We start from the raw sequence: 14,183 nt of genomic DNA on the forward strand, positions 1-14,183 counted from the left end.
GCCTACGACTTCGCCAAGATCGGTGCTCCGGGCCTGAAAGCCACCATCACCTACCTGAAGGGCGACAACATCGACTCCGTCACCGGCGACCAGTCTGAGTGGGAGCGCGATTTCCGTCTGGATTACGCGATTCAGGAAGGCACCTTCAAAGGTGTGGGTTTCTCTTGGCGTAACGCCGCGCTGCGCAGCACCGTTGCCAACCAGAACGACCAGGACGAAAACCGCCTAATCGTCAGCTACACCCTGCCCCTTTTGTAAGACCTCCACGCTTCAGAACGACGGTAGGTATTTGCCGGGCCCAGTGCCCGGCTTTTTTTGCCCTTGGGTTTCTAGAGATCCAATCGAGGCTGAAGCCTCTCCCACAAAAAGATCGAAAAGAGTGGGCTTCAGCTTCGATGCTTTTGCTCTGATGCTAAGATCGCCGCCACCTAAAAAGAACCGTCGCACTGCCTATGAAACTCGAAGGCCAATTCTGGATTACCCACAACGGCAATGACGTCGCCGGCGAAGGCCGTATCGCGTTGTTGCGCGCCATCGACAGCACCGGTTCCATCAGCCAGGCCGCCAAAGCCGTGGGCATCAGTTACAAGTTTGCCTGGGACTCGATTGATGCCATGAACGGCGCCTCTGGCAGCCCGTTGGTGCAACGCAGCGCCGGCGGGAAAGGCGGTGGTGGTACGCAATTGACCGAGGCCGGGCATGCGCTGATCGCCGCCTACCAGCGTTATCAACAGGAGCACGCGCTATTTCTGCAGCGCCTGGGCGACGCCGAGGACGTGTCTACCCTGCTCGAATTCATGGAGCGCCTGCGGATGAAAACCAGCGCCCGCAACCTGCTGTTCGGCACCGTGGTCGCCATTCAGAACGGCGAGGTGAATGACCTGGTGGAATTTCAACTCAACAGCGGCGATCGCCTGACCGCCTCGATCACCCACGACAGTACTGCACGCCTGCAACTGCAACCCGGCGTGGCAATGCATGCGTTGCTTAAAGCCTCATGGGTGCAACTGGTGGCCGTCGATTACCGCAGTGAAGAACCCAGCGATAACCTTCTGCGCGGCGAAGTGCGCCAGGTAACTCGCGGCTCGGCGGAAACCGAGGTATCGATGGAATTGCCCGGCGGCGCCACCCTGGTGGCGGTGCTGAGCAACGCCCAGGCCGATGGCCTGCAGCTCAGCGTCGACAAACCGGCGGCGGCCCTGGTCAAGGCCGCGCACATGATCCTCGGGCGATTCTAAAGCGGCCTACTTCCACCACGGATAAAAGCTCGGCATGGCGTTGGCCGACTGCGCGCTGTAGTCGGCCGGGCGCTTGTCGAGAAACGCCTGCACCCCTTCCTTGCCGCCGCCGATGCTGGTGTAGAACATGCCCAGCGAGTCGACCTTGTGCGCCTCCAGCGGATGATCTTGCGCGGCATTGCGGTACATCATCTGCCGCGTCAGGGCGATGGCCACCGGGTTGAACTGGGCAATACGACGGGCAATCTTGTAGGCCTCTTCCAGCAACTGGTCGGCCGGTACCACGGCTTTGACGAAGCGTCCCCGCAGGGCTTCTTCCGGCTTGAGAATGTCGCCGCTGTAGACCCACTCAAGCGCCTGGGAAATGCCCACGATGCGCGGCAGGAACCAACTGGAGCAGGCCTCGGGGACGATGCCGATCTTGTTGAAGACAAAGCCGATGCGCGCATTTTCCGAGGCGAGGCGAATGTCCATCGCGCAGGTCATGCTGGCGCCGATGCCCACTGCCGCGCCGTTGATGGCGGCGATCACCGGTTTTTTGCAGTCGAAAATCGCCAGGGTCACGCGGCCACCGGTATCGCGCACACCGTCGCGAATGGCCGGGTCGTCAAGGCGCTCTTGCATGTCTTGCAGGGTCGGCTGCTGCGTTTCATCCAGGCCAAACACGTTGCCGCCGACGGACAGATCCATGCCCGCACAAAACGCCTTGCCCGCACCTGTCACGACAATGGCGCGCACCTCTTCATCGTCGCTGGCACGGTTGAAGGCGTCGATCAACTCGTGGGCCATTTCCACGGTGAAGGCGTTCATCTGCTCGGGACGATTGAGGGTCAGGGTCAGAATCTGCTCGTTCACCTGATAGCTAAGGGTGCTGTAGGACATGGGCCGCTCCTGGCAAAAACCATTGGGGTTCCTATCATGCCTAGCGCGGCTGCCAGCGCACCGCCGATTAGTAGGGCGAATGTGCCAACGCTGACGCGGTAAATGATTTAATGGCCGCGTGTTTCACCTTAGAACGCCTATGCCCGACCTTCATTTCACCGCCCTTCCCAGCGTCATGCGGCCCCTGCTGAACAAGTTCTACCGCGCCCACCATTCGCCCATGCGCGCCGGCGCGGACGACCAACTGTGGGTCGCCAAACAAGGCGAGATCGTTGCCGCGCTTTGCTTACGCCCGCTGGCAGCGGACACCGGCTTCTGGCTGACTAGCCTGTTTGTCGCCCCTTCCCTACGCCAGCAACAGATCGCCAGCCACTTGGTATTGCGGGCCTGTGAGCAGGCGGTGACGCCTGTGTGGTTGTTCTGCAATCCCGACCTGATCGGCTTTTATGCGCGGTTGGGGTTTGCCGAGACCAACCCATTGCCCGCGCAATTGGCTGAGCGTTTCAGCCGTTACTGCCGCAGCAAAACCCTGATCGCCTTGCGCCGCGATGGCCAACCTTTGGCCAGCCCCGCCTGACTGCTACACTACGCGCCGGCGCCGCCCAGGCCGCCGCCCGCCGTCTTCGCCCCACATCGCTCGCGTGTCAGGAACAGCATGAAAATCGACAAAAAAACCGCCATTGCCCGCCGTAACCAACAACTCGGTGGCGCAGTGCTCGGCGTCAACAACACGCACTTCGCGACGATCAACCTGAACAAGAACATCTGGTGGTTCGACATCCCGGTCGGGCGCCTGAAGATCGGCCAGTACGAATGGGTGCACCTGCTGATGCACAACCACGTGACCGATGAACTGCACCACCTGCGTGTACCGACTCTGTACCTGCGTACGCACGAAGAAGGTCTGGTGACCCGCAACAAAGGCAGCCGCAACGCCACCGTCAGCATCGAGCTGTCGGCCGACCGCGACTCGCTGTTCCAGGACGTACGCCCCGCCGGCACGGGCGTGCGCTTCGCCGAGTTTGTGCAGGCATAACGCCAGCGCAGCCCTTACACAACCTTTACACGCTGCCTCGGCACTTCGCTGTGTAACGTGCGTCTTACAGATAACCCGGCATTAACCTCACCGGGTATCAGGAGACCAACATGTTAAGTCTGCCCAAAGTTGCGCTGTTGCTCGGCAGCCTCGCCCTCGCCGGCCAGGCCTCCGCCCACGGTGGAGACGGTGGACCCTTTGTGCTCGGTGCAGTCGTCGGTGCGGTAGTAGGTGGCGCAGTCGTCGCCTCACAGCGTGCCCCGGTTTACGTCCAGGCCCCGCCACCACCGCCAGTCGCTTATTACCCGCCGCCGCAGCCGGTGTATGCCCAGCCGGTGTACTACCAGCCGGTTGTGGTGGAAGCGCCGCGCTATTACGGCCCTCGCTACTACGCCCCGCCGCCCCCGCGGCCGGTGTATTACGAGCCACGGGGTTATGGTTATGGCCATGGTCACGGCGGTCGCTGGTAAGCCCGCAAAAAGCCCATCATATCGATGGGCTTTTTTTCGTTCGCAGATTGGCTACAGCGATCAATAACAGGAGAAAAAATCTGTACAACTTCACGAAATCTTCACAACTGCCGCGCAATACTCCAGACAGCTGAAGGACCAGCACCCTATCTGCAACGAGCCCGCCACCGTGCGGGCTTTTTGTTGCCCGCAGAAAAGCGCGCAGGTTTCAGGTCGGCCAATGCCAGGCCGGCTCGTCGAGCATGCGTTGGCCCACCAACTGGGTTTGGCCCATGACCTTCTCAAGACGAATTGGTGTGCAGTCGCCCTGCTCTTCCAGCACCTCGATCAGCTTTTCGGCATGGGACACCACCCATACTTGTGAATGTTCAGCGGCACGGATGATCAACCGCGCCAACGCCGGCAGCAGATCGGGATGCAGGCTGGTTTCCGGCTCGTTGAGCACCATCATCGACGGCGGCCGTGGCGTCAGCAGCGCCGCCATCAACAACAGATAACGCAAGGTACCGTCCGACAACTCTGCCGCCGATAAAGGCCGCAGCAGGCCCTCCTGACGAAACTCCAGGGTGAAGTTGCTGCCTTGCACCGCCCGCACCTGCAAGCTCGCGCCGGGAAAGGCATCGCTGATGGCGGCATTGAGGTCTTCGACCATGCCGACCTCAATGATGGTCTGCAGTGCAGCGGCCAGATCGCGACCGTCGTGGTGCAGCACCGGCGTGCGCGTACCCAGTTGCGGGCGACGCGCCGGCGCCTCGGCGTCCGTGCGGAAATGATCGTAAAAGCGCCAGCCACGGATGCGTTCACGCAGGCTGAGAATTTCCGGCGAACTGCGCAGATTACCGACCTGATGAAACAGGCTGTCAAAGCTCGCGGTGTGCTGGTTGACCACCTCCCACTCGCGCCCGGCACGACAGCGCACCATTGGCCCGGCACGGTCCACCAGCAAGCTGGCCGGACGGAACAGCGGGCCGGCCCAGATGCATTCGCGCTTGATTTCTGGGTCGAGGGAAAAGGCCGTCGGATACGGCAGCGGCTCGGGCAAACCAAGCGAAATCGCGTAGCTGAAATCCTCACCGGCAAAACCCAGACGCAAGCGTTTTGCGGCGCCTGGAGCCGTCATCTGCACCTCGACTTCACCACTCAACATCCGCCGGCTGATCTGTTCCGGTCCGGCCCAGAAGGTCGAACTCAAGCCACCCTCCCGCGCCAGCGCCGCCACCACGCCGCCTTGCGCAGTCTCTGCCAGTAGCCGCAGCGCCTTGTACAGGTTCGACTTGCCACTGCCATTGGGCCCGGTGACCACATTCAGGCGGCCAAGGGGAATGACCAGCTTGTTGATGGAGCGGTAATGGCTGACCGCCAAAGTGGTGAGCATGAAAATGTCCTTATCACTGGCCGTTTCACGGCAGTCCGAGCATTGCTTTTACGCGGCCAAGCCCTTAGAAGAGTGAACCACGCCTGGTCGAAAACGCGTCGCCCATCATAAGGAAAGCCGCTCATGTCTGTAGCCGAGACCCTGAAAAAACGTATCTCCATCCGCGCCTTTCTCGACACCCCGGTGGACGCCGCCACGGTTCACGCCCTGCTCGACGACGCTCGCTGGTCGCCCTCCGGCGGCAACCTGCAGCCCTGGAAAGTGATCGCCGTCGCCGGCACAGAAAAAGCCGCATTGGAACGCCTGGCCGTCGAGGCCATCATGACCAACCCCAAAGGCCAGGTCGGCGACTACCCGATCTACCCGGAAGGCTTGCAAGACCCCTATCGCGCCCGCCGCTACAAGATTGGCGAAGACATGTACGCCCTACTCGGCATTCCTCGGGAAGACAAAGGCGCGCGGCTGAAATGGATGTCACGCAACTACCAATTCTTCGGCGCCCCGGTGGGCCTGTTCTTCGTCATCGACAAGGAAATGGGCAACGGCCAATGGGCGCACCTGGGCATGTTCATGCAATCCATCGCCCTGCTCGCCACCGAACGCGGCCTGGGCACCTGCATGCAGGAAGCCTGGGGCATGGCCCGCGACAGCCTGCATCAACACTTCGGCCTGGCCGACAACGAGGTGCTGTACTGCGGCATGGCCCTGGGTTACCCCGACGCCAACGCGACGGTGAACAGCCTGCGTTCGGAGCGGGCGCCAGTGGACGAGTTCGCTCGCTTTCGCGGCTTTTAAGCCGAGGGCTGGACAGTGGCAAAAAAGCCGACCTAGAATACTGTATATCCAAACAGCATTCAGGATCTCGCTGCATGACCAACGCCGCCCGCCAGCCGAGTCAATACGAACTGCTCGCCACCCGCTTGCAGAAGATCATCAACGCTCCCGCCGCGCAGAAATCGAAAACAGCTCTGCTCTATAAAGCACCGGACGAATCGGCAGAGGACTGGGCGCAAGTGCTGGCGGAAATCGGCGAGACCGATAACGTCACCATCGCTTACCGCGACGATGGTGGCGTTCACCTGTTCTGGGTGGTGCAACAGGACGATTGAGGGCGGTGCACATGGAAGGCTGCTCGCCCCCATAACGGCGAGAGGGCAAGCAGCCGGTGCGCAGGTCAGAGCGGCAAGGGGTTTATCTCGATCGCGTTGGCGAAGGCGCCGGAGCTGTTGCCGGCTGCGCAGCGGAACCAGATCGTGGCTTTGCCCGCGGCATCGGCAGTACCGAAACCCACGTAGATCTTGGGAATACTGCCCGTCACACAGGCAGAGTCGATCACCCCTGAAACGTTTACACCGTCGTTGGAAAACTCCTGCAGGCGCGTCTGCCCGGCCGTGACCTTGCGACAGCACAGTACCCGGTAGCGAAACTGCTGGAACGGCTGCAGGTTGATGATCTCCTCCAGCACTACAAAGGTCAGCGAGCTGGTGAAGGTGTAGGCACCGCGGAAGGTGTCGTTGAGCAAGCTGTGGCTGTTGTTGCCGGTGCCCATGCCGGTCTGCGTGGTGGTGCCGCTAAGTGCCGGCCGTGTAGCCAGACCGAGCACCGGGTCATGACCTTCCCAGGGGCTCAGGTAGGGCGCTTCGGGAAGCACCGTGCCCGGTGCGGTAGACCCCCTGGCGTTGGCAATCAGGTGGGTTGAGGAACGGGTGACCGTCGCCGTCGGCCGATACACAATCAATGCCCGGCCAGCCTTCGGCACCTGGTCGCTGATGGGATTTTCTTTCAGCGCGATATAGGGCGGCGGTGTGCCTTTGATCATCGCAGCTGCCACGTCCAGCCAGTATTTGAACAGCAGTTGGTAACCCAGCGCGTTGTAGTGGGTGCTGTCGATCAACACTTTGGTGTACCAGTTATAGGCAATCGGATAGGGATAGCCGTAGGAGCGGCAGTAGAAATTCCAGGGTGTGATGTGCGAAAGCGGGTCGATCCACTCTTCATTGAAGGGCTTGGCGCCCATGTTCTGATTGGTGAGGCACGTGGTTGCAGGAGAGCCGTAGAGGCGAAAGGTGTTATCGAAGATCAGTACATGATCCTCACCGCACTGGGCCTTCATCTCGGCATTCAGCAGATCCAGGGTGGCTTTCTTCTGCGCCAGGGTGGTGGGGTTGGCATTGGCATAAGGCACCAAGGCCGTGACGGCGTTGCCGGTCGGCATCGACAGGATCAACACCCCGGCGCCGCCATCACTGCGGGCGGCCAGGGCCGGCTTGACGATGGTGGTCCACTTGGCATAAATGCCGTCAGGGTCCATGCCACTGAAGCCGTAGTACTGCACGGCAACGATGTCACTCAGGCCGTGGCCGACCTGTACATAGTCCAGACCCGCGGCGAGAAAGCCGTTGGCCATGCCGTTCTCGATGGAAGCGCCAACCAGCAGGATGGTGTCGACGTCAGTCAGTGGTGGCGGTAAAGGTGCACTTAAGTAACTGGTAGTAGTGGGCATTACGGTATCCCCCAGGTTAAGACCGGCGGGCCCGTGGCGGTGTCGCCTCCAATCTGGAGAACGGCGATGGTGCTCCCTGCGTCATCAGCCAGGCTGGTAACGATCAGCACCGCAAGGGTGCGGCGGTCGGAGTGGTCGTCCAAATGTGCTCAAAAATGGCCAGCTCACAACACTAATGATGTGCTGTTACCCAACAATGAATGGCGTCGCACCCCGCCTGAAGATCCACTGACAAGCGGACCTGGCCAGGGCCAGCGGTGTGAGGTGCATAGCGCCACGCGCAACGAAATAGCAGTTTTCGCGCCAAAATAGAATGGTTCGCAACACCACTGGTCAGAGAATTGGCTATAAGAGGGACGAACGCTAGAGCGATGGTGCCGTTGAGAGGAATCGAACCCCCGACCTCCTGATTACGAATCAGATGCTCTACCGACTGAGCTACAACGGCGTGCCACCGATACTCTAGAACAGCGCCGGCGGTATTTGCCAACGCTGTGGTGGCTGATCAGGGAAGTTCGATACGGTCGGCGTGAATAACCAGCTCACCTTGTTTGTACAAGGCACCAATGGCTTTTTTGAAGTTGCCTTTGCTGACGCCAAACAGCCCGGCGATGACTTCCGGCGGGCTCTTGTCGCTGACGGCCAGCACGCCGCCGCTGTCACGCAGCTTGTTGAGGATCTGTTCGTGCAGGCCGACAGCCGCTTCTTTGCCCACTGGTTGCAGGCTGAGGCTGAGTTTGCCGTCGGCGCGGATTTCTTTGATGAAGCCTTGTTCCTGTTTACCCGGGCGCAGGAACTTGAACACTTCGTTCTTGTGGATCAGGCCCCAGTGCTGGTTATTGATGATGGCTTTGAAGCCCATGTCAGTGGACTCGGCCACCAGCAGATCAACTGCCTGGCCGACCTTGTAGTTGGCCGGCACATTGTCCAGATAACGGTCCAGACGCGCGGTGGCGGTAATGCGACGGGTGTGTTTATCGAGGTAGACATGCACCACGCAGTACTCACCGGCTTGCAGCGTGCGTTTTTCTTCGGAGTACGGCAGCAGCAGGTCTTTGGACAGGCCCCAGTCGAGGAAGATGCCGATGCTGTTAACTTCCTTGACCTTCAGACTGGCGAATTCGCCGACCTGCACTTTCGGCTTTTCGTTGGTGGCGATCAGTTTGTCGTCGCTGTCCAGGTAGATGAACACATTCAGCCAGTCTTCGACTTCGCTCGGCGTGTCTTTGGGGATGTAGCGGTTGGGCAGCAGAATTTCGCCGTCGGCGCCGCCGTCCAGATAAAGACCGAAGTTGGTGTGTTTAACCACCTGCAAACTGTTGAAACGTCCGATCAAAGCCATGTGCACTGCCCTCGTTGCGTGGCCGGCATTCTACCCGATGCGTGCCGCCAACAGTGACGGCCTGGCGGCAATCGCAGATAATCCCGCGGCATTGCCCATGGCCGTATGGCTGGGCGTTTTCCACTTTTCAATGGGCCGCCCATGAGCAGCGACAAGCCACAAAACCCGCTTCACGGCGTCACCCTGGAAGCCATCGTCACCGCCCTGGAGGCGCACTACGGCTGGGAAAAGCTGGGGCAACTGATCGCCATTCGCTGCTTTCAAAGTGAGCCCAGCGTGAAATCCAGCCTGAAATTTCTGCGTAAAACCCCTTGGGCGCGGGAAAAAGTGGAAGCGTTGTACCTGCGTTCCAAACTGCACTGACCGACGGCAATCCGGGCTAAAAGCACCGAACGTTGAGCTTCTTTTCGCTTAACAAGCAGTTAAGCGCGGCGTGAACAAATCGCCTGTCGCCATATTGACCATTTTTAGCCGGGCCAAGGCCGCTCATTTTGTGTACAATGCCTGGCCAAATTACTGCTTATAGGTTAAATGGCCGCCATGCGCGTTAAAGCATCCGAAATGAAGAAAAAAGCCCCTCCTGCCGTTGAAACCCACAGTTCCATCGACGACGCAGTGTCGGCATTCCTGAAAGCTGGCGGCCAGATCCAGGAAATCCCTAAAGGTGTTAGCGGCCAAGTCTTCGCGCCGTCGCGCCATATCACCCTCGGTAAAAAGTAAGTTTTCTCTTAGTTACGCCTCTTCTATTGCTGCTGTTCCAAGCGCTTGACTCTGTAGTTTCTGCATAGAGCGCTCGAACAGCTGTAGTACCCCTCGCTACATCCCGCCTGTTCTACACGGTTACTCACATATTCCTCGCCCCTGCGGCAAACAAGCTTCTGGCCTCTAGCACAGAGATGTTTCAGAATCGTGTCATATGCGGTCGCAGCTCCTCGCCCTAGACACCTAGGTGGTTCGCCGACTGGTTCGGATTCTCTCTGCCTTATCTCAGGAGCTCCTGTGCGCATTTCCAGCCCTTGGCTGCAGCACCCGGTTTATCCCGTGATCGCCCGCGGCTTTCTCCTCCTCGTTGTGCCGCTGCTCAGCCGCTACCTGCTCGGCTGGTCGAACGGTTTTGGCTACCTGTCGGACCTCGGCATCGGCACTCTGCTGCTGTTACTCCTGCACAACCGACCACTGTGGCTGGCGTTGCCGGTGCTGATGGTGTGGAGCCTGTTCACGCTGAGCACCGCGGAGCTGGTGGGCGCGGTCGGGCGGATGCCGGAAGTCAGCGACCTGCAGTACCTCACCGACCCACAATTTGTCGGCCACTCCACTCAAGGCGGCGGCCTCACTTACCCGCTGCTGGCCCTTGGCCTGGGGCTGGGGCTGTTGGCCAATCTGCTGGTACGTCGGCAGCAAAACCCCATTCGCTTCCCGCTCTACACCTACGCCCTGCCCCTGGGTTTTGCCGTGCTGCATGCCAGCGGCCAGTACCTGGAACCCAGCGAAGCCGTGCAGTGGAAGCAATTCAACCTGCCGCACAAGTTGCTCGCGGAGGCTTTCAATGGCGGACAACTGCGCCTGGAAGCCTGGCTTGACGATGATGACCCGGACAGCAAGCCGGATATCGCCGGTCTCAGCCAACTGGACCTGAACGGCGCCAAGCTGTTCGCCGGCAAAGGCCAGGCGAAGAACGTACTGATCATCACCCTGGAAGGCATTCCCGGCGCCTATATCGCCGCCAACCGCCAGGCGCTGCACAGCCATTACCAGGAAGACCTGATGCCGCGCCTGAGCCAATGGGCAGAACGCGGTATGAACACGCCGGACTATGTCCTGCACAGCCACCAGACCATTCGCGGTCTGTACGCCATGCTCTGCGGTGACTACAGCAAGCTCGACAGCGGTACGCCGAAAGGTGTGGAACTGCTCAACAGCAGCACGCGCAACCTGCAGTGCCTGCCGGCGCAATTGCGCGATCAGGGTTTCCGCACCAGCTTCCTGCAAGGCGCCGGGCTGCGCTTCATGGCCAAAGACAAGATCATGCCGCACATGGGGTTTGAACAAACCCTGGGGCGCAGCTGGTTCAAGAACAAGCCGTACCTGGAATTTCCCTGGGGCATGGACGATAAAGCCTATTTCGAAGGTGCGCTCAAGCAGGTCGCCGACCTGCGTCAGTCGAAAAAACCCTGGATGCTCACCCTGCTTACGGTCGGCACCCACCAGCCCTACTCCGCTCCGCAGGACTATCTAGACCGCTACCCTAGTGCCAAGCAAGCCGCCATCGGCTACCTGGATGATGCCGTCGCCAGTTTCCTCGACAGCCTGGAACAACAGGGCGTACTCAAAGACACCTTGGTGATCGTCACCTCAGACGAATCCCACGGCATCGACGATGTGCGTTTGGCCTCGGCCTGGGGCTTCAACCTGATTCTGGCGCCCGAGCAACAGCAACTGCCGAAGCTGAAAAGTGGCGTCTACGGGCACGTCGATCTCACCGCCTCGGTGCTCGACTATTTCGACTTCCAGGTGCCGCCGAACCTCTCCGGACGCTCGCTGTTCCGCAACTACAGCAGCGGCCGCGAGATCATGTCCTATACCAACGGTTTGCTGCGCCAGCACGACGGCAAGGGCACCTTTACCGAGTGCGACTTCCAGCAAATCTGCCGGCGCTACGCCAGCGACGGCTTTATTGCCGACCAGGCACGCTACCTCGGCCGCGTGCGCGGCAAACAGGCGCGCCTGGTCAGCGAGCGCGCCGTCCTGCTCGACCAGTCGCTGAGCAATGGCCAGATCGGCCAGCAATACCAGTTCGCCAATAACGAGCGGATCAACCTGAAGGCTGCCGCCAAAGACGACTGGGCTGACAACCTGATCGGTGCCCAATACCTGGAATTGCCGCAGGGCACGCGCACCAAGGTCACCCTGACCATTCGCGCGGTGCGCATGGCCAAGCAAGGCGCCAAGTTGCTGCTGAAAACCAAGGAATTCGATCGTGATGTAGCCGGCCTGATTCCCGAGTTACCCGCGCTCAAACCCGGGCAAACCCTGAACGTCAGCTTTGGCTTCGACAACCTGGAAACCCGCAAGGCCTTCTCGTTCCACTTGCTGGGCGAAGGCCGTGGCGCCATCGAGATCACCGACTTCAGCGTGGTCACCGAACCGCTGCTGGCGCCAGACATGCTCGACCTGGAGAAAACCGAAGAAAGCGCCCAGGCCGAGAGCGTGCTACCGGAGGAAACCGGCAGCGATCACGTCGACCTCTAATCCGCCAGACCGACGCGCACCAGGCTGCCGGCGGCCTCGTCGGTCAGCAGGTAGAGGAAACCATCCGGGCCCTGGCGCACGTCGCGGATGCGCCCGAGCTTGTCGCTCAACAGGCGCTCTTCGTGGACGATCTCGTTGCCCTTGAGCTCCAGACGAATCAGCGACTGGTCAGCCAGCGCGCCAATAAACAGATTGTGCTGCCAGCCGGCAAAACGCTCGGCGTTGTAGAAGGCCATGCCGCTAATGGCCGGTGACTTCTCCCAGACATGATGCGGCGGCTCGGTGCCCGGAGCGGTCTTGCCCTTGGCTTCACGGATCGGCAACAGGGTGTAGTCGACGCCATGGGTCGCCAGCGGCCAACCATAGTTCTTGCCGGCCTGGGGAATATTGATTTCATCGCCGCCGCGCGGGCCGTGTTCGTGCAGCCATAGCGCATCGGTCCATGGATTGAGCGCAGCGCCCTGGGCATTGCGGTGGCCATAGGACCAGATCTCAGGGCGTGCACCGGCTTTGCCGACAAAGGGGTTGTCTTTCGGCACGCTGCCATCAGCGTTCAGGCGCACCACCTTGCCTTGCAGCTTGTCGAGGTCCTGCGCCGCCGTGCGTTGGTAGTTTTCGCCAAGGGTAATGAACAGGTGGCCCTGCTCATCGAACACCAGGCGAGCACCGAAGTGGTTGCCGGTCGAGAGCTTGGGTTGCTGGCGGAAGATCACCTGAAAATCCTCCAGACGACTGTTATCCGTTGCCAACCTGCCGCGCCCGACTGCGGTGCCGGCCAGGTTGTCGTCGCCAGCTTCGGCAAACGCCAGGTACACCCAGCGGTCGTCAACAAAGCTGGGCGACAGCGCCACATCGAGCAAACCGCCCTGCCCCCGACTGAATACCACGGGCACGCCGCTGATGGAGCGCGTCGAACTGAAGTCGCTAGCGACCAAACGCAATTGCCCAGGTCGCTCGGTAATCAGCACCTGGCCATCGGGCAGAAACGCCAAACCCCAGGGGTGCTGCAGATCGCTCACCAAGTACTCGACCTGCACCGTGCCCCGCTCGCTGGGCTGCTGAAAATTCTCCCCGGGTGCCGCCAGCGCCAAACTCGCGACCACCGACAACCCCATTACAGCCAACGCTTTGTAGCGCATCCCTCTCCCCTCCGCATCAGAACTCCAGGAGGAGCAAAGACTGGCAAAAAAACACCCTGCCGGCTGGCTGCAATTGCAACGGGAAACTACAACCGCTAAGCAAACGCTTGCGCTGCCGTAGAAGCACCAGAACTCAATAATCCGCGTACTTGCGCTCTATGGCTTCGTATTCGCCGCTGCGGCGGATGGCGGCCAGGCCGAGGTTGAATTGGTCGCGCTGGGTCTGGAAACGAAAGCCGATCTGGTAGCCCGTCGGGGGAAATAGCAGGTACCAGGTCAGCGGCTGAGAGATATCCACCTGGTCGAGCACGTCGCGGTTGAAGTACCGGATCACCTTGGGGTCGCCAATGATCACGTCGATGCGGCCGCTGTACAGCAGGCGGTTGCGCGTTACCTGTTGCGCTTCTTCGCGGTAGTTGGGGTGGTTGTTCACCAGGGCAGCGTATTCCGGGCCGAGGAGAAACCGCGCGCGCTGAAAGGCGCTGATCGAATACGGGCGCAGGTCATCCAGGCTATGGATCTGCAAATGCCGCGAGGCCAGCGCCGCCGCCGCGTTGTGGTAGTAGATATAAACATCCGAGTAATAGGCGGCCACGCCGCTCAGCTCGTTGGTGGTGGTAATGCAGTCGAGCTCACCGCGAGCGAGCATCAGATGCAGGCGCTCCATTGGCGCGAAGTAGGCGTCCATCTCGAAACCGGCCTTGCGCAGCGCCGCTTCCACCAGTTCGTACTCCAGGCCCCTGCGCTCGGCCTCGAACACGTACGGCGGTTTGTTGGTGCCAAAGCCGATGCGAAACGGATCGGCCATAGCCGGCAAAGCCAGCAGCCAGATAAGCGCCAAGGCGTGCAGCAAGCGGGACATGCCACCTCCTTGGTCTGCGGAAGAATTACCTGAGCATAGCCGCGCTGCCGCCAGTGCGACGGGCTGAACCATTGCCAACGATACGGC

Annotated in this window: 16 protein-coding genes and 1 tRNA gene; 10 read left to right on the plus strand and 7 right to left on the minus strand. The window is 60.6% G+C overall.

The features are described from left to right. Together C8K61_RS06520 and C8K61_RS06525 are read left to right on the plus strand one after the other, a co-directional pair. Window positions 1-258 (plus strand): OprD family outer membrane porin (locus C8K61_RS06520; RefSeq protein ID WP_146174273.1); only part of this gene is annotated, 258 nt, incomplete at its 5' end. A 194-nt stretch (window positions 259-452) separates the two neighbouring features. Then, on the plus strand, window positions 453-1,238 hold the full coding sequence (locus C8K61_RS06525; RefSeq protein ID WP_108095405.1) for a TOBE domain-containing protein: 786 nt from the start codon (window positions 453-455) through the stop codon (window positions 1,236-1,238). Window positions 1,239-1,244: 6 nt separating this feature from the next. On the opposite strand, the gene C8K61_RS06530 is transcribed toward C8K61_RS06525, so the two are convergent. Beyond that, window positions 1,245-2,120: a crotonase/enoyl-CoA hydratase family protein gene (locus C8K61_RS06530; protein ID WP_108095406.1), complete on the minus strand. Its 876-nt coding sequence runs from the start codon at window positions 2,118-2,120 to the stop codon at window positions 1,245-1,247. A 139-nt stretch (window positions 2,121-2,259) separates the two neighbouring features. Here C8K61_RS06530 and C8K61_RS06535 point away from each other — a divergent pair, with 139 nt between their 5' ends. The 3 genes from C8K61_RS06535 to C8K61_RS06545 all read left to right on the plus strand — a co-directional run bounded on the left by C8K61_RS06535 (window position 2,260) and on the right by C8K61_RS06545 (window position 3,626). After that, entirely contained in the window at window positions 2,260-2,697 is a 438-nt protein-coding gene (locus C8K61_RS06535; protein ID WP_108095407.1) for a GNAT family N-acetyltransferase, read from the plus strand. Window positions 2,698-2,775: 78 nt separating this feature from the next. Next, window positions 2,776-3,156 carry a hypothetical protein gene (locus tag C8K61_RS06540; protein ID WP_108095408.1) on the plus strand — a complete coding sequence of 127 codons (381 nt, stop codon included), beginning with the start codon at window positions 2,776-2,778 and terminating at the stop codon, window positions 3,154-3,156. A 110-nt stretch (window positions 3,157-3,266) separates the two neighbouring features. Continuing rightward, entirely contained in the window at window positions 3,267-3,626 is a 360-nt protein-coding gene (locus C8K61_RS06545) for a hypothetical protein (RefSeq protein ID WP_108095409.1), read from the plus strand. 208 nt (window positions 3,627-3,834) lie between these two features. Here C8K61_RS06545 and C8K61_RS06550 read toward each other — a convergent pair whose 3' ends face one another. After that, window positions 3,835-5,001: an AAA family ATPase gene (locus tag C8K61_RS06550; RefSeq protein ID WP_108095410.1), complete on the minus strand. Its 1,167-nt coding sequence runs from the start codon at window positions 4,999-5,001 to the stop codon at window positions 3,835-3,837. Window positions 5,002-5,124: 123 nt separating this feature from the next. Between C8K61_RS06550 and C8K61_RS06555 the strand changes: the two genes are divergently transcribed. Both C8K61_RS06555 and C8K61_RS06560 read left to right on the plus strand, forming a co-directional pair. Continuing rightward, window positions 5,125-5,796: a nitroreductase gene (locus tag C8K61_RS06555; RefSeq protein ID WP_108095411.1), complete on the plus strand. Its 672-nt coding sequence runs from the start codon at window positions 5,125-5,127 to the stop codon at window positions 5,794-5,796. 74 nt (window positions 5,797-5,870) lie between these two features. Further along, window positions 5,871-6,110 carry a DUF1654 domain-containing protein gene (locus C8K61_RS06560; protein WP_108095412.1) on the plus strand — a complete coding sequence of 80 codons (240 nt, stop codon included), beginning with the start codon at window positions 5,871-5,873 and terminating at the stop codon, window positions 6,108-6,110. Window positions 6,111-6,175: 65 nt separating this feature from the next. Here the strand turns inward: C8K61_RS06560 and C8K61_RS06565 are convergent, their stop codons facing one another. The 3 genes from C8K61_RS06565 to C8K61_RS06575 all read right to left on the minus strand — a co-directional run bounded on the left by C8K61_RS06565 (window position 6,176) and on the right by C8K61_RS06575 (window position 8,846). Beyond that, window positions 6,176-7,504 carry a hypothetical protein gene (locus C8K61_RS06565; RefSeq protein WP_146174274.1) on the minus strand — a complete coding sequence of 443 codons (1,329 nt, stop codon included), beginning with the start codon at window positions 7,502-7,504 and terminating at the stop codon, window positions 6,176-6,178. A 372-nt stretch (window positions 7,505-7,876) separates the two neighbouring features. Further along, window positions 7,877-7,952: transfer RNA gene (locus tag C8K61_RS06570), tRNA-Thr, on the minus strand. Between the two features lie 57 nt (window positions 7,953-8,009). Beyond that, entirely contained in the window at window positions 8,010-8,846 is an 837-nt protein-coding gene (locus tag C8K61_RS06575) for a S1 RNA-binding domain-containing protein (RefSeq protein ID WP_108095414.1), read from the minus strand. Window positions 8,847-8,987: 141 nt separating this feature from the next. Here C8K61_RS06575 and C8K61_RS06580 point away from each other — a divergent pair, with 141 nt between their 5' ends. The 3 genes from C8K61_RS06580 (at window position 8,988) to C8K61_RS06590 (ending at window position 12,095) form a co-directional block, all read left to right on the plus strand. Next, window positions 8,988-9,209, plus strand: coding sequence for a VF530 family DNA-binding protein (locus tag C8K61_RS06580; RefSeq protein ID WP_218277803.1), 222 nt, complete (start codon window positions 8,988-8,990; stop codon window positions 9,207-9,209). A gap of 168 nt (window positions 9,210-9,377) precedes the next feature. Continuing rightward, a complete protein-coding gene (locus tag C8K61_RS06585; protein WP_177411319.1) occupies window positions 9,378-9,566 on the plus strand; it encodes a hypothetical protein in 189 nt (62 codons plus the stop codon). Between the two features lie 279 nt (window positions 9,567-9,845). Further along, window positions 9,846-12,095, plus strand: coding sequence for an LTA synthase family protein (locus C8K61_RS06590; RefSeq protein WP_108095416.1), 2,250 nt, complete (start codon window positions 9,846-9,848; stop codon window positions 12,093-12,095). Here the strand turns inward: C8K61_RS06590 and C8K61_RS06595 are convergent. Beyond that, complete coding sequence (locus C8K61_RS06595; RefSeq protein WP_108095417.1) at window positions 12,092-13,234, minus strand: PQQ-dependent sugar dehydrogenase; 1,143 nt, start codon at window positions 13,232-13,234, stop codon at window positions 12,092-12,094. The two genes, C8K61_RS06590 and C8K61_RS06595, sit on opposite strands and share 4 nt — an antisense overlap. 133 nt (window positions 13,235-13,367) lie before the next feature. Further along, a complete protein-coding gene (locus tag C8K61_RS06600; RefSeq protein ID WP_256589374.1) occupies window positions 13,368-14,096 on the minus strand; it encodes an ABC transporter substrate-binding protein in 729 nt (242 codons plus the stop codon). Window positions 14,097-14,183: the final 87 nt, after the last annotated feature.

Source organism: Pseudomonas sp. GV071, assembly GCF_003050835.1.
Classification (GTDB): Bacteria; Pseudomonadota; Gammaproteobacteria; order Pseudomonadales; family Pseudomonadaceae; genus Aquipseudomonas.

What these genes read in the sequence shown, in the direction of transcription:
- C8K61_RS06525 (WP_108095405.1), top strand. Translation starts at nt 453, where the DNA reads ATGAAACTCGAAGGCCAATTCTGGATTACCCACAACGGCAATGACGTC.
- C8K61_RS06530 (WP_108095406.1), bottom strand. Translation starts at nt 2,120, where the DNA reads ATGTCCTACAGCACCCTTAGCTATCAGGTGAACGAGCAGATTCTGACC.
- C8K61_RS06535 (WP_108095407.1), top strand. Translation starts at nt 2,260, where the DNA reads ATGCCCGACCTTCATTTCACCGCCCTTCCCAGCGTCATGCGGCCCCTG.
- C8K61_RS06540 (WP_108095408.1), top strand. Translation starts at nt 2,776, where the DNA reads ATGAAAATCGACAAAAAAACCGCCATTGCCCGCCGTAACCAACAACTC.
- C8K61_RS06545 (WP_108095409.1), top strand. Translation starts at nt 3,267, where the DNA reads ATGTTAAGTCTGCCCAAAGTTGCGCTGTTGCTCGGCAGCCTCGCCCTC.
- C8K61_RS06550 (WP_108095410.1), bottom strand. Translation starts at nt 5,001, where the DNA reads ATGCTCACCACTTTGGCGGTCAGCCATTACCGCTCCATCAACAAGCTG.
- C8K61_RS06555 (WP_108095411.1), top strand. Translation starts at nt 5,125, where the DNA reads ATGTCTGTAGCCGAGACCCTGAAAAAACGTATCTCCATCCGCGCCTTT.
- C8K61_RS06560 (WP_108095412.1), top strand. Translation starts at nt 5,871, where the DNA reads ATGACCAACGCCGCCCGCCAGCCGAGTCAATACGAACTGCTCGCCACC.
- C8K61_RS06565 (WP_146174274.1), bottom strand. Translation starts at nt 7,504, where the DNA reads ATGCCCACTACTACCAGTTACTTAAGTGCACCTTTACCGCCACCACTG.
- C8K61_RS06575 (WP_108095414.1), bottom strand. Translation starts at nt 8,846, where the DNA reads ATGGCTTTGATCGGACGTTTCAACAGTTTGCAGGTGGTTAAACACACC.
- C8K61_RS06580 (WP_218277803.1), top strand. Translation starts at nt 8,988, where the DNA reads ATGAGCAGCGACAAGCCACAAAACCCGCTTCACGGCGTCACCCTGGAA.
- C8K61_RS06585 (WP_177411319.1), top strand. Translation starts at nt 9,378, where the DNA reads ATGGCCGCCATGCGCGTTAAAGCATCCGAAATGAAGAAAAAAGCCCCT.
- C8K61_RS06595 (WP_108095417.1), bottom strand. Translation starts at nt 13,234, where the DNA reads ATGCGCTACAAAGCGTTGGCTGTAATGGGGTTGTCGGTGGTCGCGAGT.
- C8K61_RS06600 (WP_256589374.1), bottom strand. Translation starts at nt 14,096, where the DNA reads ATGTCCCGCTTGCTGCACGCCTTGGCGCTTATCTGGCTGCTGGCTTTG.